A 23,613-nucleotide genomic window follows, 5' to 3' on the forward strand; every position below is an offset into this window, starting at 1 on the left:
CTTGCTGTGGTGTTTGGCGGGGTGTGGTTAGGCTGCTCGGGCGTCGGTCGCCATGTGAGTGGAGTGCCAGTGTTGTCGGAGCATGTTCAGGAGATCGAGGTCAAGTACCGGGTGATCGAGGGGACGGCGCTCGAGGCGGCTCTGGCCGGACGGGGTGTGGTGCTGTCTGCTCCGGTGCGGCAGGACGACCAGGCCTACGCTCCCCGAGGTTGGAGCTATGGGGACAGCAAGATCGGTGTTCCCTTCGCCAGGCTGCGTACCCAGGAGGGGCGGTGCGGGCATCTGTTCACGGTGAAGAGGCCGGTGGCCAATGAGCAGGCGTGCGTCGAGCACGAGACGATGGTCCAGGACCGGGCGCAGATGCACGAAGCCTTGGTGGCGATGGGGTTTCGGCCGACGGTGAGGATCGTGAAGACCCGCCGGACGGCGCGCATGGACACTCGGGAGTTGGGTGAGGTGGCCGTGTGCGTCGACGAGGTCGAGCATCTCGGGCTGTTCCTGGAGCTGGAGGCTCTCGTCCGGGGCGGCTCGGCAGAAGGTGCGCAGCGGGCCCTTGACCGTGTGGCGCGGTCGCTGGGCGTCGGGCTGGAGCGTGTGTCGGATACCTATGACTCGCTGGTGCGGCAGACGCCGGCGACCGCGTGAGTGCCACGTTTTCGTGGGCAAAGGTCAGAAGAGGGTGGCCTCGTCGTCGGTGGTCGGATCGCTGGTCTTCAGCAGGGCTGTTGCGTCGGCGCGTAGTGAGATGCTCACCGCGGCGTGGTCGGTGAGGCGGGGGCCGTGTGGGTTGCGGGTTTCGTGCAGGTAGGTGCTGGAGGCGAGCAGGTCGGCCAGCGTTTGGGACACGTGGAAGTAGTCGTAGCGGTAGCCGTCGCCGGTTCTGCCGATCCATGAGTGCGGTTGGTCTGCGGGACGGCAGTGTTCGTGGGCGTCGACCAGGCCGGATGCGCGGAGCGAGTCGAGCAGGGCGTACTCGAACGGCAGGAAGCCGGTGTGCGCGGGCCGGTGGTCGCGGCTGATGACGTTGTAGTCGCCGCCGAGCACCAGGCTGTCGCGGTGCTCGACCGGCAGGGCCTGGATTGCCTGCAGGAGGGTCGTGATGAACTGCTGTTTGCGGTCGGTCTTGGCGGCGGACCGGTCGCGGCTGGGCACGTACACCGAGGTGACGCACAGCCGGGGCCGGGTGTCCAGGACCGCCGCGGCGACCCGGCCGGGGATGCTGACCTTCGCGAACGCCGCGGGCTCCTGCGGGATGGGGATTTTGGAGACGAGTGCCGTGCCGCGGTCGCCGGGGGTCGGGGTGTGCACCAGCGCGTATCCGGCGCGGTGGAACCGGTCCAGCAGGCGGGTGGTGCCGCGTCCGCTGCTGGTCTCGGTCAGCAGGAACACCTGCTCGGGGCGGGTGGCCAGCCAGCTGAGAATCCGATCGGCGCGGCTTTCGGCCGCTGCGCCGATGTTGATGGTCAGCAGTGACAGCACGGCTTGTGTTTCCTTCGGGTCGTCTATGTCGGCAGGTGATCGAGGTGGTCGCAGATGGTGTCTGCGACCCGGCCCGGGGGTGACGTGCCGCAGTCGAGGCGTTGCTGGTGCCAGCCCCGCGCGGCCAGGAACTCGTAGGCCTCCGCATACAACTGGATGGCTCGGGTCGGCGTCCCTTCCTGTTCCAGACGGGACAGGCGGTCACGCTCATTCAACCGGGCCTGCAAGAGGTCTGCGGGTGCTTGCAGGTAGAACGTCGCGGTCGGGGCGGGCAGGTCGGCGTTGTACAGCCAGATCTCATCCAGGGTGAGCCCGTCCAGGCGCTGCAGGACCAGTGACGAGGGCACGTACCGGTCGCTGATCACCAGTCGGCCTTGGGCGACGGCGGGAAGGATCTCGTGTTCGACGTGGGCGCGCCGGTCGGCGGCGACCGCCAGGGCCAGTGCCCGGCCGCGAAGCCGGGCCTCGGCCGAGCGGATCAGGCGGCCGAGGGGAGTGTTGGACGGCTCCGCAGTGACGTGGACGTCCCGCCCGGCCGCCGACAGCCGTGCTGCGAGGGCGGCGGCGGTGGTGGTCTTGCCGACTCCGTCGGGCCCCTCGATCGCGATGAATACTCCGGTGCGCATCAGTGGCGTCGGCCGATCTGCAGCAGCGGCCGGTGTTCGACCCGGGGGCACTGCTCGGTGTCGACCTCCCCGACCTGTCGTCCCTGAGCAATGACCGCAGCCGGGCAGCCTTTGCCGCAAGCCGCGTTCAGGTCGCATGCCGTGCATGTGGCGTTCGCCCCCGGCCGCAGTACGCGGTCCACGTCGAAGCGGTCCAGCGCCGCGGCGACGTCTGAGTGCAGGATGTTGCCGACCAGGAACGCGGTGTCGGGGACGTTGGACTGCGGGGTGCGGGCGGCGAACACCAGGTACGGGCAGACAGCGGTGGCGCCGTCGGCGAAGACGTAGATGAGCTTTCCGGCGTCGCAGCCGGAGAGGGGCTTGTCGTCGTTGGGGAAGCGGATGTGGACGACTTCGATGCCGCGGTCGCGGAACTGCTCGGTCACCTGGCGGATGGTGTTCATGGTCGCGGTGTCGGCGGCGAGACGGGACTGGCTTTTGACACCGCGGCCAAAAGAGCTGAGCGGGTTCATCAGGACGTACTTTGCGCCGACCTCGACGGCGAACTCGCACAGCTCGGCGAACTCGGCCGGCTCCGTCAACGCGTTCGGGGTGGACAGGAGTCCCTGCAACAACCCGGCCCGAGCGAACTTGCGGATCGTGGCGACCGTCACCTCGAACGAGGAGGTGTCTCCCCGGAAACGGCCGTGGCTGGTACGGCGGAAGCCGTCCAGGCTCACGTTGATGTGGACGCCACCGAGCTCGGCGAGTTCGGCGATCTGCTGGTCGCTGGTCTGGGTGGCGTTGGTGCACAGCCCGACCGGCAGGCCCTCTCCGGTGAGCATGCGGACGATCTCCATCAGCTCGGGGTGCACGAACGGCTCCCCACCCGTCAGCGTGATGCGCTCCACCCGGGCCTGCCGGAGGCGCGGCAGCACGGTGTGGGCCAGGTCGTCGTAGGACAGGTCCCGGCCCTCGCGGGTCGAGGAGACGAAGCAGTGCGCGCAGTGCAGGTTGCAGCGTTCGGTGATCTGCACCAGGGCCTTGCGCCGGTCACCGGCTACGGAGGTCCGAAAGAAGCAGGAGGCGGCGTTGGTGTCGACGATCAAGGAGCGCTTCATCTGTGATCCCCCTGATGAAAGGCGGGTACGGGGTCTGGCTTGTGGGGCGGGGTAGTCCTGCGAGGGCGGGGCGACCGGGCCGCGCTTCCGGCCGCCCCGCCGTCTGGTGCCGCGCCCGTGGAGCCTGCTGCCGGCCTCCAGCGGGTGCGGCCGTAGGGGTTGGCGGCGGCGCGGAGGGAAGGGGCCGCGCCGCCGCCACCGCGGCCCCGGTCCGGCGCCGTGGTCCTGGTCGCCGGGGCCGCGGGGGCTATCTCAGAAGCCGCTCGGCGACGGTGCGGGCCGCGTTCTCCTCGGTGGCCTGGGTGTGCGGCTGCCACATCGTCCGCTGGACGCCGTCAGACAGGCGCCGGGCTGCCCACCATCCGCTGCCATCCGGGCGCAGCTCGGCCAGCTCTTGGACGGTCGGGTGGTCGCTGGCACGGATGACGTATGCGCCGTCACACGTGCGCCATAGGTACAGATCGGTCACGGTGTCCCTTCGGATGCCCTCAGCTCTGTTGGTGTGAGATCGCACGGATCGGCTCGGGGCCTTCTGGTATCCCGAGCGGGGGCGTGTGGCGGGTGCGGGCAGTACGTCCAGGAGGGCCGAGCATGACCGTGTGCTGGTTCGGTGCGGGGCCATCGCACCGGGCCCGGTCACCGCGCTGCCTCCCTGGCGCGTTCGGCACGCCGGGCGAGGTGTCCGAGGACGTGCAGGACCGCGTCGTCCAGGTGCACGCCGTCGGCCTCGGAGATCGGCTCATCCGCCTCGGTGAAGACCCACAGGCGGCCGTCGTCCTCCGGCCGCGGTCGACAGGTGATCGTCAGCGAGACTCCCGTCGCGTCCGCGACGTGCAGCATGTGGTCGACTGTCAGACCGCGCATGGCCAACTTCTGGCCGAGCGCCGCCAGCGGGTTGTACGAGTCGGGGACGTCTGTTCGATCGTCCATGGTCGGGTCCCTTTCGTTCGACAGGGCCCAGGGATCTCAGCGACCCGGGGCTGTCTTGTTGTGTGGAGTGGCGCCGAAGCGCTGAGGGAAGGCCGCACGGCCCGGCCGAGCAGTCCCCTTGTGAGGGCCGGGCCGTGCGGCTGCGGGCGGCGAGGAGTGCGGAGCCGCCCGCGAGGAGCCGCGCGCGCCGGGGAAGCGCTGCGCGCGGTGAGGAATGCGGGGTGTCGCCCGGTGGATGGGGCGCACGGCTTCCGTCTTGCGGCTCTGGGGCACCCAGTGGCCGGGCGGTCGTGCGAGATCATCCGGGCCCGCGGCCGACGCCGGGGGCGTAGGCGTCGGCCGCGAGACCATCCCCCTTGCGGAGCCTGTGGCCAGGCCGGGGAGGCTGACCGCGGTGGGGGCGGGGGCGGTGACACGGCCCATGGGCCTGGCCGTGTCACCGCCAGGCTGCAACCACCGGTGGGGCCGTCGAAGCGGAGCGTCCTGCCTTCTCGGAGCTGCAGCGGTCATAGGGCGGCTTCCGTCCGGGCGGCCTCTGAAAGGTACGGCGTCGCTCGGCTGATTGCCTGCCGGGCAGTACGAGAGCTGCCCGAGCTGGTCGTCACGGTGCACGGACGTGGCGCGTTCGTCGTGCCCGTCGGCGACCAGTAGGTGCCCGATCATTACCATTGCCGCCCCTGCTGGTGGTTGGCCGAGGGGTGCGCCTGGTAGGGGACGGGCGGGTGCGGCTGACGGGCGCGCCTGATCTGCTCGGCGAGTTGCTCGGGGGTCGCGGCCGTGAGCATCGGGCCGCGGCGGTCGAACGCGAACCAGTTCCCGGTGTACTCGCCGTATCCGGCCACGATGCCGGGGAAGTGCTGCTCAAGCCCTCGTTCGATCCGAGCGCGAGTCGCTTCCCACGCGCGGACCTCCTCGGCGGACGGCCCGGCGCGGTGGGAGGGGGCGGGATTGTTCATCGGTCCACTCCGTGGAGCTTTCTGGCCAGGGTGGAGATGGTCGGGGCACGCAGCTCCAGGGGTTCGGTGCCGTCCTCGGCGTGCAACTGCCGTGCGATCCAGTCTCCGTGCCTGCCGTCTGGCCGCATCTCGCGCCAGATCTCCCACTCGCCTCCGAACTCGGCGGCCAGGACCTCGGCTGCTGAGGGACCGTGCGCTGTGTCCACTGCGATGACCATCTCTGGCTCCCTGCCCTGATGGGATGCCAAGACGGTACGCAGCGTCATGGGGTCATAACAGAGACGGGGCGCGGTAGTTTCACCGCACCCCGCCGGGAACTGCTATGGAACGTGGTACCTACGGCTCGACCCCCATGAAGTCTGCGAGATCCAACATCTCCTCAGAGGGCATCCGCGGCCGTGACTGAAGGATCTCGCGCATGATGTCCCGCCCGTACTGCTGGTACCGCAGCCAGCTGGGATGGTCGGCGCGGATCTTCTTCATGGTTTCGGTGGCCTTCTCCGCGTCGCCCGTGCGCAGCTGTGCCTTGGCCCGGTCGAGCCTGTGCCTGTCCCAGGTGCTGGCGTGCACCTTTCCGACGCCTTGGGGGAGGTTGCGTGAGATCTCTAGGGTTCGGTCCGGCTTGTCGTCCAGCAGTTCGACCTCTGCACGATGAAGCTCGGTGGTGAGTGGCCCGAAGGAGATGTGTCCGGCGAGGTCCTCGTGCTGGCGGCCGAGCCGAGCCCCGGCGGTCGACGCGGTCAGGGCGTACTCGCGGGCTTCCTCGGGTTTGTTGTTGCGGGAAGCGGCGCCCGCGGCCCGCAGCAGCAGGTAGCCCCAACCGGCCAGTTCGTCCGGGGTGGCCGTGGACATCTTCGGTTCGATCTGGTCGGCGGTGTCCACGCACAGCCGTTCCACTTCGTCGAGTCGTCCCTGCCGCAGCATGGCCCATGCCTGACTGCTCACGGCTGCGGCGGCCAGGCCCATGTCGCCGATCTCCAGCGCGTCGCGCAGGCTGCCGTGCAGAGCGATGAGCGCCAGGTCGTGGGCGCGAATCTGGATGAGGTATCGGCCGGCGAGTCCGGTGATGTCGGCGCGCAGGCGAAGCGCCTCGCGGTGGTCGTCGCCGGTGTCGTAGGCGTCGACGTGATGGTGTGCGGACTTCACGAGGCCAGGCATCATCGCCGCGAGGTCGTCGTACCGGTCGTCGTGGTAGGCGGCGGCGATCGAGGCGACGGCGCGCTTCAAGCGGTGGAGGTCGGGCTGGTCGCCGTCGGCGGTGCCGTACAGCGGGCGGCCGGACAGGCCGATCGGCGGGTTGATCGCCGATCGCATGTCGGCCAGGACGATGTCGTCTGCGCGTGCCTCGGAGGGCTCGGGGGAGGAGGGCGTCACGAACCAGACGGTCTTGACGCCGAGCGCGCGGGCGAGCTGGTGGTAGGTCTCCATGCGGCCGGTGCCGCCCTGTTCGATTTTGCGGATCACCGCGACGCTGAGACCTGATCTTTCCGCCAGCTCTTCCTGGGTCATTCCGCGACGGGTGCGGAGGCTCCGCACCCGCTCGGAGATGCTAGCGTCTTTCATAGGCCTTGCCTCTTTCCTGAAATGCATCGACCACTATCAGGCTAAGGGGCAGGGCCTCAGCTCGTCATGAGCCCGGCAAGGAACATCCTGTGCACACCCAAAAATGTTGGTGGGCGGGATGCTGTGCGTCGTGGGTGCTACAAGTAGTTGACGATCTTGCAGGACGCGGGGCCGTCTGTGAGCCAGCGCCTACGCGCATTTCACCTTCCTGTGCCGCTACGCCTTCACCCGTATCGGTCCCGGCACCTGGGTTATGTACTCCATAACGGATACGAGGGACGATGCTTCTGGCCGCTCGGTTCGTCCGACAGCTGCCGGATTGAAGCTGACCAGCGCCGTCCGAAGCGGCAGGGGCACCCCGGCGACCCCGGTCAATTGCGTGTTGGCCGTGGACGACTCGATCGCCTACCTGGCGTCCTGCCGCGTCGCCGAAGGGGTCTCCCTCGGAGGCCAGCGCCATCGGCCACGGCCCCCGCGACGGCCAACCTCGCCAACCGCGTCACCGCGGGCACTCCGCACGAGCAGATGATCAAGGGGCTGATCGCCGACAGACACGACAGCCACATGGTCTTCACGTGGTGACGGCTGCTTCAGGGCGGTGAGCGCAACAGCCTTGCAGCTCGCCACTCAGTAGCAGTGGTTATGCATATGCAAAACCAGGATGCAAGTGCAGTCGGCGCTTGTGGGGTGCTTGGACATCACAGCTGCGGCCAGGGGGTCGTGCGTGCGGTGGTACAGGCCGTTGTCAGTCGGTACGCGCCGGACGAAGATTCACGGCGTCGGTGACAAGACCTGGACGTGCGCACAATCGGCCCTTGGCTGCGGGGATATCTGGAGCCCAGCCTGTCAGCGGTCGCTGTGCTGGTGGCGGAGGCGGGTGAGGAGGCGGTGGGTTTCGTCGTCGGGTTCGGTGTCGAGTTCGGCGAGGCGGGTGGTGAGTAGCTGGTAGGTGCGGCGGACGGCGTCGGGGCGGTCGAGGCGGGCTTGGAGTTGCATGATCGAGCGGTAGAGCGGTTCTGAGTAGGGATCGTGCCGGAGGGCCTGTTCGAGGGTGGCCAGTGCTTGGTCGGGGTGGTCGTTCTGGGTGAGGTGTGCCAGGTGGGCCAGTGCGTCGACGGCGGTGCGGCGGAGGTATTCGCGGTGGGCTTCGGCCCATTCCTCGGTGAGGTCGGTGGCGAAGTCGCCGGTGTAGAGGTTGGTGAGGGGGCGCAGGGCGTCGATCCGCGCGGCGTCGTCGGTGGCTTGGTGGGCTTGCTGCAGGAGTGCGGACAGGCGCCATACGTCGACGTGGATGAGGTGGGGGTCGAGGCGGTAGCGGCCGGCGGCGTGGAGGATGAACATGGGCTCGCGCAGGCCGGTGGCGTGGCGCAGGACTTTGCGGATGTTGCTGACGGCGGTGTGGAACATGGTGGCGGCGTTGTCGGGTTCGTGGTCTGGCCAGAGCGCGGCGCTGCCTTGGTCGCGTGTGATGCCGTCGGGGTGGAGGGCGAGGTAGGCCAGCAGGCCTTTGGAGCTTCGGCGTAGTCCGGTGTCGATGGGCCCGCCGGTGGTGCGAAGGCGCGTGGGGCCCAGCAGAAGCAGTTGGACCAGGGACTGCTGTGCCTGGTCGGCCTGTGGTCGTGGCGGTACGGGGGTGGGGGGTGGTGGTGTTCGGTCGGTGCGTTGAGGGGGAGTGGGGTCGGGTTTGCCGGTGGCGGTGCGGAGGGTTTGGAGCATGTCGGCGGCATCGTCGGCGGTGAGGTGGAACAGGTGGGTCCCGGTCAGGAGGTCGGCGTGCGGGCCGTGGGCGTTGGTGATGGTTCCGTTGTCGGCGATGTTGGTTGTGGTGCCCTGTGGCCAGGGCCCGTGGACCAGGGCGCCGATGCCGTGGCGGTGACCGAGCTGGATGACGGTGTGCAGCCGGTGGGAGCACTCGTCGGGGACCGAGGCGACGACGAGGAGGGCGGGGAGTGGTTCGCCTGGGTCTGCGGTGCGCAGGCTGGGCAGGTCGGGTGCGTCGGCGGTTTCCAGGAGCCGGGCTCGGCGGATGATCTCGGTTTCCAGGTGGGTGATGGCCGCGTTCAGCGTCGGGGTGATGGTGAGGCCAGGGAGACCGGCGGCCACTTCGATGATGTCGGAGCTTGGGTACAGCGTGCGGACGTCGTGCTCTGGGATGAGAAGTTCGACGCGGTCGCGGCGGGCTTTGGCGAGGAGCTCGGTGGTGATGGCCCGGATCGCGGACGCGGCGCCGTCGCCGTCGAGCCCGATGCTCAGGCCGGGCAAGGGCAGGGTTACGGCGTTCCCACGGAGGGTCCCCACGGTGATGTGATCTGGGGTGGGCGGGTTCTGGTTCGTGGTGACCAGGTCGATGTCGCTGGGGATCGGCTCGCCGTGCTCGGCGCGCATGTCGAGGTGCGTCTTGTGCGCCTTGGCGACGGCCGCTGGCGGGGCTGGATCTGGGGTGGTCGCGCTGGGCCACTGCTCGTGATTGAGGGGGCGTCGGCGTCGGCGGTGGAGCCGGGTCATGGCGAGGGCGAGGCTAAGGGCCGCTGCCAGTCCGAGTCCGATCCGGGTGCCGGAGGGAAGCGTCACGGTTGAGGCTGTCTGGCCGGAAGGTGGCGGGGTCGCCGAGTCATGAGGCTGGGGCCCGGTGCTTGCAGATGCGGAGGGAGCGGGGGCGGAGGTTGTTGGTCGACGAGCAACTGGGTTTGGTTGGCGCGCGTCGCTCGCCGGAGCTTGAGTGGCCTTTTGCGAACCGGTTGGTGCAGCGTCAGCGTGCTTGGGAGCGTCGGTGGGCTGGTCCCGGGATTGCTGAGGGGCGGTGGTCGTGCGGGTGTCGAGCGGGATGCGTATCCGCTGGCCGGGGTAGATGAGGCTGGGGCGTCGCAGAAGCGGGACACCTGTTGGCTGGTCGAGGTCGCGGCTGGCCTTGAAGATCCTCGGGTAGAGCCTCCCGGAGCCGTAATGGCGGCGCGCGATGTCCCACAGGGTGTCTCCCCGCTTGATCGTCCGTGTGCGCCAACTCGGTCGCTTGGCATCCGCTTTTGAGGGCTCCGTGGTCGGGACGGCTTGAGGGTGCGTCGAAGCGTCGCTCGTGAAGGACGGTGACGGCGCCGGGAGCTCCTCGGCTTCCGCCGTCACCGCGTGCGCGGGGAGGGAGCCAACGGAGCTGGTCAGGGCTGTACTCGCTGTGAAAAGGAGCGCGGCCATGGCGACCAGGTCCCGGGCCAGGAGCTGCGCCGGGCGGACCGGCCTGGGCAGGTGCGGTCCCGGGCGTCCAGCGAGGTAGCCAACGGTTTCGGTCCCGATGAGGACGGCGAACAGGAGCCAAGCCGACCAGCCGATCAGCCTCACGGCGCTCAGGAACAGTGCGTGGTCGTCGTCGGGCCTCATCAGGGCGGAGGCGACCTCCGGCCATGCGGGCAGGTGGTCGGGGATGGGTGAGCCGCCGACCACGTACAGGAGGAAGGGGAAGCCGACGAGCAGGGACGCCAGGACGATGAAGGCGCCGATGCCGCGCCAGATCTCGGCGGTGCGGGTCATGGCTGCTGTGGTCCTTCTACTCCGGTGGTGAGTTCAGCGGTTGCGACGCCGCTGGCGCTCACTGAGGGAATCCCGATGAGGGGGAGGAAGAGGGCTGGCTTGGTGATCGTCACGCGTACCTGAATAGAGCGGGGTCCGACTGTCGTGACCGAGCCGGTGTGCCCGCTTGCCCGCAGGTAGTTCTGGGCGGCGCGCAGTGCGTGCGCGCGGTCGACGACGAAGCGGCCTTGCGCGTAGGCGCGGTCGAGGTCGACTTGGCCGGCGCCCGCACGTGCGGCTTCCTGGGCGGTGGCGTAGGCGTCGTGCCGGGCCTGCAGTTTCTGCCCGAAGTCCACGACGGCGCCGAAGAGGGTCACCACGACCAGGGTGATGATGACGGCGAAGACGCTCAGGCTGCCCTGATCGCGAGGTCCTGAACGATCCCACAGGCGCGCACGTGAAGGTGGACAGTACGGCATCTGGCTCATCCTCGGTACGGGTCGATGGGTGACAGCCGTTCCCTGGTGACGGTGCGGGATCCGGGCAGCCCTGGGAGACCGAGGTCCGCCAGCCGGATGTGACAGGTGACCTGCGCGCCCACAGTGGCGTTCCGGCCGGCAGGACGGTGAAACCCCGACACGTCGAGCCGGACTTGCGGAGTGCAGTGCAGCCCGCGGTTGCGCAAGGTGGCCCTCGCGCTGGCGGCCGCGGCGGCCTGTGCCTGTCCGGCGGTTCTGGAGATGGAGGCTTGGCGGGCGGCGTCGGCGGCTGCCTGGCTGACCACGGCACTGCCGTGCTGGATGCGCATCGCGATCAGCAAGCCCGCCAGAAAAAGCATGAACAACGGCGCCAGGATGGCCGCTTCGACGACCACGTTCCCCGCGTCGCTCGCGCGGCCTCGTCTCCCCATGTGCATCTGCAGGGTCATGGCTGTTGCGGAGTGGTGAAGCGCTCACGTGCGCCGCGGACGGTGCGTTCGATGCGGAAGTGCATGCCGGGCACGACCGAGGGCGCGAATCCGTGGACGCGGACGGTAATGGTGTTGGTCCCCGTCACGGTCACGGCCGGGGATTGCAGGACCGGTTCCTGACGGGCGAAAGCCGCGGCGGCGTGATGCCCTCCGGCATGGGTTCCGTGGCGGGCGCGGGCCACGCGTAGCCCCTCCTCCGCCGCGCCCAGAGCGACGTCCTGTGCGACGGATACCAACACGGCCTGGATCAGAGCCAGGAACAGCACGCCGATCGCCGGGAACACGATGGCGATCGAGACGGTGGCCGAACCGGCGTCCCGGTCGCGGCTCCCCGCTGGCCTGCGGGGCGGCACGTGTGTGGGCTGCGGTGTCGCACGGACCATCACGCGACTATCCGGGGATCTTGCTGATCCAGCTGTGGACCTTGCCGGAGACAGCGAGGTAGATGGTGAAGGCCAGGGTGGCGAACCCCGCGACGAGGATGATCGTCTCCACGACGCTGGAGCCCCGATCATCACCGCGGATGGGTTCCCGCGGCGCGTTGACGAGCTGGACGGCGATGACGGCGAGCAGGGCCGCCGCCGCGTTGATCTGCTTCATGCCCCTCCCTTTGCGGTTGGCTCTTTCGCTGGCGGTTTCAGCCGGATCCCATGAGCTTGGAGAAGAACGGGAAGCCGACGAGGATGACGAAGCCGAGCATGAGGAGGGAGGTTGGGACCCACATGGTGGTGGTGCGGCTGTTGGCTTCGGAACGGGCGGACGCCGCGGCTTCCCGCCGCATGGAGGAGACCTTGGCGACCAGGACGTCGTGCATCTTCGCGCCCTCGATTCCGGCTATCTCGGCAGTGTGAGCCAGGTCGATCAGGTCGCGGACGCCGATGTCCTCACCCAGCCGGGCCAGCAGTCCCCAGGGGTGTTGCTGGGCATGGCGGGCCCGCGTGAGCGTCTGGTGGATGCGTTGGAACGCCCACCCGTCGGCGGTCTTCGTCGGCTCCTCCAACGCGGCGTTGAGCGCGGAACCTGCTTCGCGTTCGAGGACGACGAGTTGGAGGTAGGCGGAGAAGGCGTACCGGAAGTCTTTGCGGCGCTGACGGGCTTCGGAACGCGCACTCCAGTCGGGGATGAACGACAGCAGCACGGCCAGGGCCAGACTGGCCATCACCGGCACCGGCCAGGTGAAACTCCCGCCGGTCAGCGCCACCAGCCAAAAGAACACCGACGGCGTGACGAGCCCGGTGACGAACAGGATCAGCTTGTCCAGCATGAACCGTTCGACCGGCCGATCGAGCAGAGCCAGATCGGCTCGGGGGAGGGCCAGCGCCCCGGAAGGGCGGGCGAGGTGCTCGACCAGCCACTTTCCGACCCGCTCACCGCCGGACGGGGCCGGCGGGGATGACGGCGGAACGAGCGGGGTGGCCTGAATACGGGCCAGGGCGAGGTCCAACCGCGGTGGAGCAGGCCGGAACTCGCGGACCACCGTGATGATCCCGAGTGCGGCCAGGAAACCCGCTGTCGCGGCGAGCGTGATCACGATGCTGCTCCTCGCTCGCGGGCGGGTGAAGGGTGACGCGCGTGCAGAAAGCGGCTGCCGGTCGACAGGACGGACAGCCGCCGCATCCACCAGAGCCCGACGGCGTAGATGGCGGCGACCACGCCCAGGACCGCTTGCCCCAGGGGCGTCCCGTAGGGTTCGGCCAGGGTTTGGGACGACACGAACAGGGCGCTGAGGGCTCCAACCGAAAGCACGATCACCAGCAGGGTGGTGCGAAGGCTGGCGCGCTCGGCCTCCACATCCCGCCTGACCAGGACCTCGTGCTCGACCGCGTCGGCCAGCAGGCTGAGTGCCTGACGCGTGCCGGGCCCGCGCCGCTTAGCGGCCAGGATCAGCGCGCAGGCGATCAGATCGCCGACCGGGTCGTCCAAGTCGTCGGCGAACGCACGCAGGGCCTGCTCGGTGGCGGCGTGGTTGTTGAGCCGGTCGGCCAGCATCCCGACCGGCTCCCGGATGGCCGCCGGAGCAACCCGGGCACTGTCGGCGAGCGCCTGCTCCAGGCCGCGGCTGGCGCCCATCATCTCCGCCAGCCGCCGCGCCCACTGCGCCATCGCGTCGAGCTTCGCGATCTGCCGCGTCGGTGCGCGTCCCGACAGCATCGGCGGAAGGGCGTAGACGGCCGCGCCGACGGCGATGGCGGCGACCGGCCAACGCAACGCCAGCAATACCGCCAAGGCCGCACCTGTGGCGGTCAGCAGCCGATTGCGGCGCTCAGGCCGCACAGCCGATCGCAACACCACCTGGAGCCGCGACGGCGGACGCCCATCCCGGCGACCCGGAGGAGCACCGATCAGCCCCGCGATGATGCTGAGGGCAGCGGCAGCGACGCACATGCCCGCGCAGGCGGCCAGCAGCACCATCACGACCACCCCGCGCCGGACGAGGCGGTGTCGGCATCGCTCGTCAGCATGGCGGGATCGAACCCGTGCGCTTCCAGTTCGTCCAGCAAGGTCGCGCTGATGTGGCCGCCGGCGGGTGTGGCGACCCCCTCCGGACCTGGGACGAAGATGTGGTTGCGTGTCGGTTCGGCGGAATCGGCGGGCGGCCCGACCTCCATCACCTCGGTCACGAACCGTGCGTTCCGTACCGGGTCGCGTTCGATGTAGACGATGAGCGGCTCGGCCATCCCGAACATCAGGTGCAGGTCTTCGGGACTGAGCCCAAGGTCTGCGCGGCGGCCGAGCTGGACGACGCGGTTGAACACGTGCTCTGGACGATGCACGTGGAGGGTGCACATCGAGCCGCGCGCCCCGCTGTACATCACCTCGAGCATCGGCGCGAGTTCGCCTTGCCGGGCCTCGCCGACGATGACTCGATCCGGGTTGAGCCGCAGGCATGCCGGTACCAGGTCCTGCAGGCGGACCAGGCCGGCGCCCTCGGCGTTGGCCTGGCGTGCTTCGAGTGCGACCACGTCGTGGTGGCGGTGCGCCAGGCGGGGGTCGTCCAGGAACAGCTCGAAGTCGCTTTCCAGCGTGATGATCCGCTCGTCGGCGGGAATCTCGTTGGCCAGCGCGCGAACCAGCGTGGTCTTCCCGCTGTTGACCTCCCCGCACACGATGATGTTCCGGCGGGCCAGGATCGCCGCACGCAGGAACTGCTCCAGCGGCTCGGTCAACGTCCCCAGCTTCGTCAGCTGCCCCAACGTGACATCGACGAGCCGATGCACCCGGATCGCCAGATGCGGATGCCGTGACACCCAGTGCACCACCGCCAGCCGCACGCCGTCGGAGAGCGCGACGTCCAGCAGCGGGCTGGCATGCGAGAATTCCCGGCCGGTGTTGCCGCGGCGCGCCAGCAGCTGGATCCACTCCACCAGGCGTTCGTCGTTCTCGGCCACCGGCGGGCCCGGCTTCTTGGAGCCGTCGGTGTAGGTGATCCAGGTCTGGCGGCAGCCGTTGACCACGATGTTCTCCACATCGGATCGCTCCAGGAACGGCTGCAACGGCCCCAGGCCGAAGCGTTGATCGAAGACCGCTTGGGCCACCTGCCGCTGAACCTCGGCGGACGGAACCAGATGTCCGGATGTCATCTGGTCATGAGCCCACTGTTGGACTTGAGCTTCGATCAGGTCCCGCGCGTGCCTGCGGTCCACAGCGTCGTCCAGCACGTCCGCCAGGCTTTGTGAGATCTCGCGGATCACCGTCCAATCAGCCACCGGGCCAGCCTCGGCCGGCGTGACGTCGCTGCCAGCCCCGAAGGAAAGCCGGGCATCATGCCCGGCGCTGGTCGTGACGAGGGGGTCGCTCCATCCCCGGGCCGTCACGGGGCACTCCTGGACGCCGCCAGACCTGAGCGCGAACCTTCTACCTGGTCGGCCACCTCGTCGGCGGCCTGCCGCATACGCCGTCCCAGCCCATCCAGCCCGCGCATCAGCAACGAGGACTTGAAGGTCAATCGTGGTGGTGCGCCATCGGACAGGACTCGCGCATCCGCGGGCGAGTGGGGAAGTTCGGCGAACACGGGTACGTCGAGGACCCGCCCCACCTCGGCAGCGCTGTAGGAGCCGTCGTCCAACAGACACAGCCCGATCCGCGCGTTGCTCCCGACAACGTTCCGGAGCACATCCAGGCGAGGACGGGCGGCGTCCACCTGCCCCAACGTGGGCCGCAGCATCATCAGCACGACGTCGGCGGCCTCCAGCACACTGACCGGCGTTTCGGCGCTGCCGATCCGTCCCAGGTCGGCGATCACGTCCCCGTCGCCGGTCAGGAACGCCTTCACCAGCGACTGCCAGGCCGGGGCCAGCTGTCGGGCGTGCCGAGGATCATGAATGCCGTACAGCAGCCGTGCCTGGCCCGACTCTGTGAGCGGCAGTGTGTAGTCGTCCAAGGCCGCCGCAGCCTTCGGATCGCTCTGCAGCGCCATCGCCAGGCCCAGGAGCCCGGGACCAGGCGGTTGCGTCAACCGGTCCGTCATGAAGCCGGAAAGGACCCGGCGACCGGCGGGATCGCACTCGGCCAGCAACACCCTGCCCGGCCAGGTGAGCGACAGCCCCACGGCTGTCGTCGTCACACCGGGTGCCCCGCCAGGCGAGGTCAAGCAGAACAGGGCCATCCTCAACCCCTCCTCGCCGTCACGACCAACGCCACAGCTCCCACCGCCGCTTGTCTGGCCACGGCCGCACTGTCCGCCTGGGCCACCGCAAGAGAGACCGTCACAGTCCCTTCCGTGCTTGGCTGTCCAACCTGATCGACGACAGCGGCGATACCCGTTCGTGCCATGCCCGCCTCCTGCGTCGGTCCGTCGCCCTCGTGGCCGCTGCTCCGATCGGGGTTTCCGGACGCTCCGGGCGTCGAGATCACCCGTACCTGCCATCCCGGCGCAAGCCCTGGAGGAAGCTCGGCGGTCTTCAACGGCACCGTCACCAGCGCCTGCCCTGGGGACGGGCTGACCTGGCCGGTGAGCTGGGACGCGGACAGCAACGTGCCTTTCCTCAGCCCGACCGCCGCCCGCTGCCCGGCGACCTCGGCCAGCTGGTGCGCGGGAATCGTCTGAACGATCGGGTCCACAGCGACCTGTGCGGTCGTCAGGTCGGCACGCGAGATCTGCTGCCCCACCGGTACGTCCCGCGCCAACACCACAACCGGCACCCGACGACTGGAACTCTGGAAGAGATAGACGTTCATCAGCACCGCCAGCGTCATCAGCATCACACCGGCCACGATCCAGGCCGGACGTCGCTGCCGAGGCAGCCGCGCGGAGATCGAACGGAATGGGCTCGCGGTGCCTTGCGCCGACCGAGGCTTGGACAGGGTCCTCTGCGCCATCGTCTTCCTTACTGCCGTTCGTACAGGCCCTGAGCTTCGGCCACTCGAAGCGGGAAGCTGGTGGAACGACTCAGCGGCGGCAACGCGCCTCCCGTTCCTCCGGAGCCGGTCCAGGTGCCTCCCCACACGACCGTGACGCGCACTCGATAGGCGCCGGCCGGTTGGCCGGCGGATGACCGTGTGTAGGCGTGAGAGCACGTGGATCGCTGTGCAGCCGCGGGCCGCGACGGGTCATAGACGGTGCCGGTTCCACGGCAGCGGAATGCCCTCTGCCCGTTGCCGGGGTCAATGGTCAGGCTCTGCGGCCTGGCGGTAACCTCCACCCACACGCCGCCCGCCTCGGCGCGATCGCTCAGCGGCCCGCCGTTCGTCACCCAGAACCAATGCGGCAAGCCCACCAGGCCCTGCGCGCCCCGGGGCGGCGCCGTCCGCACAGAGGGCGCAGGGATGGGGAGCCGCTCCCATGTTGAGGCCGCCAGCTGGGCTGGGGAGACTCGTCTCCCACGCGTCGGGGAGCGGGGGATGACACAGAGCGGAGCGCCCCCCTCCAGAATCCAGGGAGAACACAAGGCTGATGGGAGAGACGACTCGGAGGAGTCGCCTTTCTTGCTGCGTGGCGTCTTCGCCCTGTGCGCTCCCACTGGCTTCTTGTGCGTCGCGCCCGGCTTCCCTTCCGAGGCAGCGCCGAAGCTGTAACCGTCCATATTCGTCGTTGGTGGGAGCGGGTCCACGGGCAGGGAAGGCCCAATCGGAAGAAGCGCGAGGACGAGGCCGGCGGCGAGAGTGGGCATCCCTCAGCAGCCCTCGCCGAGAATGATGTGCTTGCTGACGCGCCAGCGTCCATCGGCCCCCTTCTTCAGGGTGGCCTCAACATGCCGCTCCCGGACACCCCGGTTGATCTTCTTGTCGGTGCGGGTGTCGCGCAGCCCGGCGTTAGTGGCGTCTTGGCAATCACGAAGAGTGGCGTCGTCGCCGTCAACGCTGACGCTGTTGATGTGGACGATCACTGATCCATAGGTGGCGAGGTGATCTGCCTTGTGTTCCTTGACGACTTCGAGAACCCGCGAGAGCTGAGGGTCGATCATATATGTCGCTAGTTGCTGCTTGCGGGTAGCGTCGGGCAGTGAATCTGCGCGCTCCAGCGCGGAAACGAATCCTCGGTACGCACTCTTCACCGCCTCGGATTCCGGTGCCGCCGCGGTGTCGGAAGGCGTTCCCGGTGCACCTTGCGCTTCCCGTGCCGACTGCTTTGGCAGCGTGACGCTGGCTTGCTCCGGAGTGCAGCCCGACAGGAGCGCAAGAAAGGTCAAGACTGTTATCGTTCGAGCAAGTTTCGTCGGGGTGGCGCCTTTTGACCTCGGGGCGGCCCTGCTCATATCAACTCCTCGATCGTTGACAGTGGTCAGGCCGTGGATGATGGTAGGCCGTACGGGAGGAGTCAGCCCCTCTTCCACTCCGCAAAGAGAGTAAATTTTCGCGGGAGTGGTGAGTCTACTGGCGAGATCCAGTAATTTGACTGAATTGCTAGCATCCTCCCCTGAAAAGGTATGCTCGTTTTGGTCCGCCGTTCCATCCGGGCGGTGACTCTCTCGGCCTGCTGACGTGTCTGGAACGCTGGGCCGAGCCAAGGGGACCACTAGATGCTTTTCATCCTCGGGTGGCAGCCTGGATCTCGCCGTCTTGCAGGACGTGGATGGCCTTGGCGGGTCGGCCGGCCTTGTGCGGGCAGCAGCGCAGCTTGCGCAGGATATGCCAAGTCTTCAGCTGGGCGATGGCGCGTTCGCCGGGGCCGCGTAGCCGCGCGTGCGCATGGTTGGCGTCCTTCTGCGGCCCTGGCTTGCCCTTCCCCTTGTACGGCGTGATCAGCGGTGCACCCGCACCCTGATATCCCGTGTCGGCGGCGTGATCAGCCCGGCGGCCTCCAACTGGCGCAGGATGCCCCAAATCCGGGCGGCCGTCAGATCCCCGATCGCGCCGGGCAGCGCCCCCGACACCCACACGATATGGATTCGTGTGATCACGCTCGCTTGGAGCGATCTGTCAGGCGATCTTCAGGCGACGTCCCAGCGCCTCCGCGCCGCGTACGTCCTGTCCGGCGGCGATGTGCACGGTCAGCCGCCGGTTCTGAGCCAGTGGCGATAGGTCGGTGCCAGCCGCGATCCCCTTGATATGAAGTTCCTTGAGTTTCGGTAGTTCGGCCAGGGGGCGCAGGTCCGCGACGGCATCGCAGCGGGACAACCACAGGCGTCTCAGTTCGGTGAGCCCTTGCAGGGGAGTCAGATCGCCGACGCGGGTGTGCGATGCGCTGAGGCTCTGCAGGTAAGTCTGCCCGGCGAGTGGACGCAGGTCACTCACCGTGGATCCGTCGATACACAGGTGCTGGAGCTGGAGCCCGGTCAGCGGTCTGAGGTCGTTGAGCCAGTCGCAGTCGTCGAGGTAGAGAATGGTCACGTTTGGGGCGGCATGGATAAGCGCGTCAAATTCGTGGCCGAGGTCCGAACGCGCCAGCGAGAGATCGTTTACGGTGCCGAGCGGGGGAAGTTGCCGCAGGGGGCGCAGTCGGCGGCAGCCGACTAGGCCCAGCGTCTGGAGCGCGGTGGACCGCAGCAATGGCGAGTAGTCCTCAATGTCCTCGCACCGCTGAAGCCAGATCACCTTCAGTGGGGGCAGCGTGTCCAGGAAGCCGAGGTCTGCGAGCCCGGGGGCATCGACGACGAGCCCGCGGAGCTGGGGCAGTACGGGCAGGCTGGTCAGGTCGGCACCGGGTTCGCTGTAGTAGAGGTGCAGCTGCTGGAGCGAGGCGGCGTGAGCTGAGAGAAAGCCCAGATCGACCCGCCCGTCCAGGTTCCGCGCCGCCAGCGACGATACCGGGGATGCCTTGCTGAGTGCGGCGAGCCGATCCGGCGACGTGACGACGAGGGCTCCGCCCGGCGGCCTGGCCGCCAGGACACGCTCAGCGTACTCGTCGGGGTCGAAGTACTCCCATGCATCACTGAGCTCGAGCTGAACGGCCACGCGTGGGTCGGCAGCGTAACGGGCCAACACGTCCAGTGCCTCAGGTCCGTTGATCAGCCAGGCTGTCTGGACGGTCGCCCTGGCCGAAGCCTCCGACAGCCCGTCCAGGCTCTGCGGTAGCCGCGCCAGGACCGGTTCGCCGGCGGTGGCCAGCGACCGGGCCGCGGCATCGGTACGCGGAGGGATCAGATCATCTAGGCACCGGTCGAGAGCTGCGCGCAGGTCGTCGGGAACGAAGGGGAGCGTCTCCAGGCACGCCACCGCCAGCAGCTTGAGCTGCCGAGCCCTCCTCGGCTCGGCCCCCGCCCGGCCGAGGATGCCCGTGATCAGCTCCCGGCGCAGCGGTTCGTTGGCGTGGCCGGCGGCCATGATGACGGTCTCGCGCCACTGGTCGCGGTGGGCGTTGCGCACCAGCAGGTCCATGTCGCCAAGGTCAGCGGCCTGCTTAGCGGCCAAGTATTCCTGAACGGTGCGATGCACGAAGTTGATCCGGCCAGGTACCGGTTCACGGATAACGCCGCTGCGGTGCAGCAGCACCTCCAAAACCTGCTCGGCACGGGCCCGCACCTGCGGCATCGCGGTCAAACGGTCGGCGATCAGCCGCTCCACCATCGGCTTGGGCAGCTCGACACGGCTACTGGTCGACAGATGCCACGCCAGCTCCTGCAGGATGCGGATCTTCTGCTCGCGCTCCAACAGGACGGTTCGGGCGCTGGGCACATTGCGGACGGTGTCCCTGGTCTCCAGCAGCATGTCCAACGCCGCCGCGTACAGCCCCATCCGGTCGCGGGGCAGGGCCTCCCGGTCCAGGTTGAGCGCACACAGCATCGCCGCCAGCAACGGCGTGGCGGCCAGCGTTCGCAGATGCGGTCCGGCTTCCAACCGGGCCAGCAGCTTGGCCTCATAGGCGGGCAACCGTTCGACAGGGCATGGCAGGTCGGCGCAGTCGCGCACAGCGTCGTGCCAGCGCCGCACCAGGGCGCGCAGGTCCGCCGGGCCAAGCTGCTCCAAGAAGACCGTGCCGAAGCCCTCGGCGCGCAGCCAGCCCGTGGCGGCCGCCGCGGGCCGTGAGGTGACCACGACGCGAATGCTCGGGAACTGGGCGACGAAGTCCTTGAGCCAATGGCGGACGGCTTGCCGCTGGGAGGCGGTCACCTCGTCGACCCCGTCGACCAGCAGCATGGCACGGCCCGACAGCAGCCGCCGGTGCACCCAGCCGCGCGGCATGATCCCGCTCAGGTTGCCGGCTACGTCATCCAGGTACTCCTCGGGGCGTGGCAGCGGCCGGTCCGCGTAGCTGCGCAGCTTGATCAGGAACGGCACGTAGCCGTTGAGGTCCGATAGTTCCCCGGTGAAGGCACCGCGCGCGGCTGTGACGGCCAGCCAGAACAGCAGAGTGCTCTTGCCGCCGCCCGCCTCGCCGCGGATGAGGACCCGCTGGTGCTGGCTCAGGGCGTGCTCCACTCGGATCGTGCCGCTGTCGCGGTTGTCCGAACGCCAGTCGCTGATGGGGATCGCCTCGGGTCTGCCCGCGCGCGGCCGGTCCTCTTTGGAGACGTTCAGGCTGATGTAGGCGACACTCACCGTGGTCTGCGGTCGAGTGAGGCGTTCAAAACGCAGGCCGAGCAGCTCCACCTGGTCGAGCTTCTCGCTGACGGTGGTCAGGTAGCGGCGGGTGAACTCCTCATCGTCGGACTCCCCTTCTGGCGCGGTGAGCGATCGCGCGGGAAGGCGGGCCAGCACCGCCTCCACTCGCTCGGCCAGCCCCGACAGCCGGGCCAGCGTCTCTGCAGCGGCCCGCGGCTCGAACTGCGGCAGATGTATGAGGATGCGCGCTAGGCAGTCGCAGCATTCGTCCAGCACGACCTCATACAGCCGCGCGCCGGCCTCACCGAGCTGAAAGTCGGCCTGCCGCGCGGGTAGGGTTGCACGCAGTCGCCGCGCCAGCTTCACCGGGTCCATGTCATCGGCCAGCAGCGCCTCATCCGACAGGTCGGCGCGGTCGAGGGTCATGATCACCTGGTGCAGGACGGCCTCGCGGTCGTTGTCGTCGAGGCCGCCGAATTCCTGCCTGGTGAAGGTCAGCAGCCGTTCGGTTACCGCGTCGGCGATGGCCTCGAACTGCCGCGTGGCCTTGCGCTGTTTGAACTCGTCGGGAAATCCGGTCTTGATCAGCTCGACCAGATCCTTGGAGACCGCCGCCCTGGCTGTACGCCCCGACAACCAACGGCCGACCACCAGCTGCGCCACGGCTCTACCCACACCCAGCGCGGCTACCTCGACGGACACGGCACCCCCAATTCACTCTGCAGGTATCAGTATCGCAACAACCCGCTTCCGTGTCCTGTGGTCGTCCTCCTCTGGTTAGTGTCGTCAGCGCGCAGGAGACGGTGAGAGCAAGCCGAACCGTCCTCGAGTCGATAGTGCGACAGTCGGAATATCGCCTCGTCACCAATTGCCACCGACCGCCCCACCGGCAGAGGACGCGCCATCGGCATGGCTCGGCCAGCGGGAACCTGCCCCTGTTCACACGCCGATTCAAGGCCCTGAAGGTCACTATCCGGCGGCTGATGGTGCCCGCATATCTGCGGCGGCGTTATCCCACCCTGATGGGCGATGGCCTGCTGTCACCTCTGCGAGCGGACGTGGTCTGCTGTTGCTCTCGTCCGCCACCATGGCAACGCCTGTAGAACCTCGGTCTCTTTGGCCGCGGCATTTTTGTTATCCGAGGAAAAGTGATGTGGGCCTTGTGATAAGGCACATCCGGGCCGACGGAACCTCGATCTACAGATTGCAGAAAGAAGCCGGAGCCCACGAGATTCTACAAGATCTGCGGTGCGGACGGCGGTGGATGCGCTCGATCGGCAAGATCGGGCTGCAGCAGAGCCGGTACAAGGCGGCAAAGCGGTACCCGACCCAGCAGGCTTGGGAGCGCTGACCGCTGCCGGGTACGACGTTGAGGTCGACATCGACGACGTGACGCCGGCTCGCCAAGGCCATCCAAGTCCAGCAAGACCGCGAGATCCAGGACGCCACCCGAGGATGAAAAGCAGTCACTTGGGTAGACCGGTGCGACTTGATTGCTCGGGGTGCTCATATGAGGTCACAAGCACCTGTCCGGCCGCGTGCGTGGTGACGCCCGGCGGGCCGACAAATTCCAAAGGAGACAGTCGAGACGTCAGTCAGTCGGTGGGTCAGACCCACCTGCGGCGTCACCACGAACATCATCACTGTCAGTCGAGATGAGTGACCGAAAGTTGCCCTGTGCGGATAGCGTTCAGGAGGGCCTTCTCTGCGGCCTTGCGCTGTCTGTAGAGGTGGTGCGCGGGGATGCCTTGCTCCAGTGCGACATCTTTGACTGATCTACCGTTCAGCCGAGTTGCGGCGATCAAAGACGCGGATGCCGGACTGATGATGTCCTGGTTCACGGCTTCTTTGAGGACGGTCTCGGGCCCTGCCTTCTCTGGGATGTTGGGGCCGGCGGGCATCTGCAGTGGATCACAGGCCAGGTGACGGCGTTCGCGTGCACGGACGCGAAGTGCGCCCTTGCGGGCCCAGAACAACAGACGGGGGGCGATGTTCGGGCGCTGGATGTCGATGTGTGCCAGCTGAGCGACGAACTCGGTAAGCATCTCCGAGACGATGTCGTCGATGCAGTGTACGGGACTGGTCTGAACCGCGCGGCCCGCAACGGCCTTCAGGCCGGGCATCGCGACTCCGACGCAGCCGATGACCCAGGCCGGATCCCCAGAACGGGCACGGGTGACGAGCTCGGCCCACACCGCGTCCTTGAGGGCGTCGGTGGCCGACTTACTGAGCAGCCTGTCGCGCAGTTCTGCGAGGTCGATCTCGCGAGCGGGAAGCCCGTGTCCGAGGTCGCGGCCGTCGAGCGCTAGTGGACGTGGCCCGGTGGTCAGAAGTTTGAAGGCCGTGTCTGCGGTCTTTAGGGCGTTGGCCCATTGCGCTGTGGTGCTGGCGGTCAGCTTCCCGTCGGTGGCTGGTTTGGTGGACATGACGACCCCCGATGTCGTGTGGCTACTGGGCGTCGCCAGGTATCCGCCGCGGCATGGGCAGTTCATCGGCACTGCATGGGCTGAGCAGGCCCTCAAGAGCATGTGGACAACGCGCCGATCTCGCGCCCAGATCCCCTGTGA

Annotated in this window: 22 protein-coding genes and 1 pseudogene; 1 reads left to right on the forward strand and 22 read right to left on the reverse strand. The window is 68.3% G+C overall.

Going from position 1 to position 23,613, the window contains the following annotated elements; translation table 11 throughout:
• The first annotated feature begins 69 nt into the window (after window positions 1-69).
• Window positions 70-645, forward strand: a complete 576-nt coding sequence (locus QSK22_RS29990) for a class IV adenylate cyclase (protein WP_285497813.1) — start codon at window positions 70-72, stop codon at window positions 643-645.
• A gap of 24 nt (window positions 646-669) precedes the next feature.
• Here the strand turns inward: QSK22_RS29990 and QSK22_RS29995 are convergent, their stop codons facing one another.
• The 22 genes and pseudogenes from QSK22_RS29995 to QSK22_RS30100 all read right to left on the reverse strand — a co-directional run bounded on the left by QSK22_RS29995 (window position 670) and on the right by QSK22_RS30100 (window position 23,472).
• Complete coding sequence (locus QSK22_RS29995; protein ID WP_285497814.1) at window positions 670-1,479, reverse strand: endonuclease/exonuclease/phosphatase family protein; 810 nt, start codon at window positions 1,477-1,479, stop codon at window positions 670-672.
• A gap of 23 nt (window positions 1,480-1,502) precedes the next feature.
• On the reverse strand, window positions 1,503-2,105 hold the full coding sequence (tmk, locus tag QSK22_RS30000; RefSeq protein ID WP_285497815.1) for a dTMP kinase: 603 nt from the start codon (window positions 2,103-2,105) through the stop codon (window positions 1,503-1,505).
• The gene (locus QSK22_RS30005) at window positions 2,105-3,205 is read right to left on the reverse strand and encodes a radical SAM protein (protein ID WP_285497817.1); all 1,101 of its coding nucleotides are present in this window, start codon (window positions 3,203-3,205) and stop codon (window positions 2,105-2,107) included. Before QSK22_RS30005 ends, tmk begins: the two co-directional genes overlap by 1 nt.
• Window positions 3,206-3,452: 247 nt before the next feature.
• A complete protein-coding gene (locus QSK22_RS30010) occupies window positions 3,453-3,674 on the reverse strand; it encodes a hypothetical protein (RefSeq protein WP_285497818.1) in 222 nt (73 codons plus the stop codon).
• A gap of 167 nt (window positions 3,675-3,841) precedes the next feature.
• A complete protein-coding gene (locus tag QSK22_RS30015; protein ID WP_285497819.1) occupies window positions 3,842-4,135 on the reverse strand; it encodes a hypothetical protein in 294 nt (97 codons plus the stop codon).
• A gap of 662 nt (window positions 4,136-4,797) precedes the next feature.
• Entirely contained in the window at window positions 4,798-5,091 is a 294-nt protein-coding gene (locus QSK22_RS30020) for a hypothetical protein (protein WP_285497820.1), read from the reverse strand.
• Window positions 5,088-5,309 carry a hypothetical protein gene (locus tag QSK22_RS30025; protein WP_285497821.1) on the reverse strand — a complete coding sequence of 74 codons (222 nt, stop codon included), beginning with the start codon at window positions 5,307-5,309 and terminating at the stop codon, window positions 5,088-5,090. Before QSK22_RS30025 ends, QSK22_RS30020 begins: the two co-directional genes overlap by 4 nt.
• 118 nt (window positions 5,310-5,427) lie before the next feature.
• On the reverse strand, window positions 5,428-6,681 hold the full coding sequence (locus QSK22_RS30030) for a helix-turn-helix domain-containing protein (RefSeq protein WP_352231504.1): 1,254 nt from the start codon (window positions 6,679-6,681) through the stop codon (window positions 5,428-5,430).
• Window positions 6,682-7,500: 819 nt separating this feature from the next.
• Complete coding sequence (locus QSK22_RS30035) at window positions 7,501-10,176, reverse strand: AfsR/SARP family transcriptional regulator (protein ID WP_285497822.1); 2,676 nt, start codon at window positions 10,174-10,176, stop codon at window positions 7,501-7,503.
• Window positions 10,173-10,643 (reverse strand): TadE/TadG family type IV pilus assembly protein, encoded by a 471-nt coding sequence (locus tag QSK22_RS30040; protein ID WP_285497823.1) that lies wholly within the window; start codon window positions 10,641-10,643, stop codon window positions 10,173-10,175. The genes QSK22_RS30035 and QSK22_RS30040 overlap by 4 nt, the downstream gene beginning before the upstream one ends.
• Window positions 10,640-11,083, reverse strand: coding sequence for a TadE/TadG family type IV pilus assembly protein (locus tag QSK22_RS30045; protein WP_285497824.1), 444 nt, complete (start codon window positions 11,081-11,083; stop codon window positions 10,640-10,642). The genes QSK22_RS30040 and QSK22_RS30045 overlap by 4 nt, the downstream gene beginning before the upstream one ends.
• Entirely contained in the window at window positions 11,080-11,508 is a 429-nt protein-coding gene (locus tag QSK22_RS30050) for a TadE family protein (RefSeq protein ID WP_285497825.1), read from the reverse strand. The genes QSK22_RS30045 and QSK22_RS30050 overlap by 4 nt, the downstream gene beginning before the upstream one ends.
• A gap of 7 nt (window positions 11,509-11,515) precedes the next feature.
• Entirely contained in the window at window positions 11,516-11,725 is a 210-nt protein-coding gene (locus QSK22_RS30055) for a hypothetical protein (protein WP_285497826.1), read from the reverse strand.
• Between the two features lie 37 nt (window positions 11,726-11,762).
• A complete protein-coding gene (locus QSK22_RS30060; protein ID WP_285497827.1) occupies window positions 11,763-12,656 on the reverse strand; it encodes a type II secretion system F family protein in 894 nt (297 codons plus the stop codon).
• Window positions 12,653-13,537 (reverse strand): type II secretion system F family protein, encoded by an 885-nt coding sequence (locus QSK22_RS30065; protein WP_285497828.1) that lies wholly within the window; start codon window positions 13,535-13,537, stop codon window positions 12,653-12,655. Before QSK22_RS30065 ends, QSK22_RS30060 begins: the two co-directional genes overlap by 4 nt.
• The gene (locus tag QSK22_RS30070; protein ID WP_285497829.1) at window positions 13,537-14,940 is read right to left on the reverse strand and encodes a TadA family conjugal transfer-associated ATPase; all 1,404 of its coding nucleotides are present in this window, start codon (window positions 14,938-14,940) and stop codon (window positions 13,537-13,539) included. Before QSK22_RS30070 ends, QSK22_RS30065 begins: the two co-directional genes overlap by 1 nt.
• Window positions 14,937-15,674, reverse strand: a complete 738-nt coding sequence (locus QSK22_RS30075) for a hypothetical protein (protein WP_285497830.1) — start codon at window positions 15,672-15,674, stop codon at window positions 14,937-14,939. The genes QSK22_RS30070 and QSK22_RS30075 overlap by 4 nt, the downstream gene beginning before the upstream one ends.
• A gap of 59 nt (window positions 15,675-15,733) precedes the next feature.
• On the reverse strand, window positions 15,734-16,444 hold the full coding sequence (locus QSK22_RS30080; RefSeq protein ID WP_285497831.1) for an SAF domain-containing protein: 711 nt from the start codon (window positions 16,442-16,444) through the stop codon (window positions 15,734-15,736).
• Window positions 16,445-17,238: 794 nt separating this feature from the next.
• Window positions 17,239-17,754 (reverse strand): hypothetical protein, encoded by a 516-nt coding sequence (locus QSK22_RS30085; protein ID WP_285497832.1) that lies wholly within the window; start codon window positions 17,752-17,754, stop codon window positions 17,239-17,241.
• A 337-nt stretch (window positions 17,755-18,091) separates the two neighbouring features.
• Window positions 18,092-18,447, reverse strand: a pseudogene (locus QSK22_RS30090) (transposase family protein); the annotation flags it as partial.
• A 37-nt stretch (window positions 18,448-18,484) separates the two neighbouring features.
• Entirely contained in the window at window positions 18,485-21,748 is a 3,264-nt protein-coding gene (locus QSK22_RS30095) for an NACHT domain-containing protein (protein ID WP_285497833.1), read from the reverse strand.
• Window positions 21,749-22,692: 944 nt separating this feature from the next.
• Window positions 22,693-23,472, reverse strand: a complete 780-nt coding sequence (locus QSK22_RS30100) for a hypothetical protein (protein WP_285497834.1) — start codon at window positions 23,470-23,472, stop codon at window positions 22,693-22,695.
• Window positions 23,473-23,613: the final 141 nt, after the last annotated feature.

It is taken from the genome of Actinomadura sp. NBRC 104425 (assembly GCF_030269545.1).
Classification (GTDB): domain Bacteria; phylum Actinomycetota; class Actinomycetes; order Streptosporangiales; family Streptosporangiaceae; genus Spirillospora; species Spirillospora keratinilytica.

Coding starts and splice junctions, on each gene's coding strand:
- QSK22_RS30025 (WP_285497821.1), bottom strand. CDS start 5,309: ATGGTCATCGCAGTGGACACAGCGCACGGTCCCTCAGCAGCCGAGGTC.
- tmk (WP_285497815.1), bottom strand. CDS start 2,105: ATGCGCACCGGAGTATTCATCGCGATCGAGGGGCCCGACGGAGTCGGC.
- QSK22_RS30100 (WP_285497834.1), bottom strand. CDS start 23,472: ATGTCCACCAAACCAGCCACCGACGGGAAGCTGACCGCCAGCACCACA.
- QSK22_RS30080 (WP_285497831.1), bottom strand. CDS start 16,444: ATGGCGCAGAGGACCCTGTCCAAGCCTCGGTCGGCGCAAGGCACCGCG.
- QSK22_RS30005 (WP_285497817.1), bottom strand. CDS start 3,205: ATGAAGCGCTCCTTGATCGTCGACACCAACGCCGCCTCCTGCTTCTTT.
- QSK22_RS30040 (WP_285497823.1), bottom strand. CDS start 10,643: ATGAGCCAGATGCCGTACTGTCCACCTTCACGTGCGCGCCTGTGGGAT.
- QSK22_RS30045 (WP_285497824.1), bottom strand. CDS start 11,083: ATGACCCTGCAGATGCACATGGGGAGACGAGGCCGCGCGAGCGACGCG.
- QSK22_RS30050 (WP_285497825.1), bottom strand. CDS start 11,508: ATGGTCCGTGCGACACCGCAGCCCACACACGTGCCGCCCCGCAGGCCA.
- QSK22_RS30035 (WP_285497822.1), bottom strand. CDS start 10,176: ATGACCCGCACCGCCGAGATCTGGCGCGGCATCGGCGCCTTCATCGTC.
- QSK22_RS30030 (WP_352231504.1), bottom strand. CDS start 6,681: ATGCATTTCAGGAAAGAGGCAAGGCCTATGAAAGACGCTAGCATCTCC.
- QSK22_RS30055 (WP_285497826.1), bottom strand. CDS start 11,725: ATGAAGCAGATCAACGCGGCGGCGGCCCTGCTCGCCGTCATCGCCGTC.
- QSK22_RS30020 (WP_285497820.1), bottom strand. CDS start 5,091: ATGAACAATCCCGCCCCCTCCCACCGCGCCGGGCCGTCCGCCGAGGAG.
- QSK22_RS30065 (WP_285497828.1), bottom strand. CDS start 13,537: ATGGTGCTGCTGGCCGCCTGCGCGGGCATGTGCGTCGCTGCCGCTGCC.
- QSK22_RS30015 (WP_285497819.1), bottom strand. CDS start 4,135: ATGGACGATCGAACAGACGTCCCCGACTCGTACAACCCGCTGGCGGCG.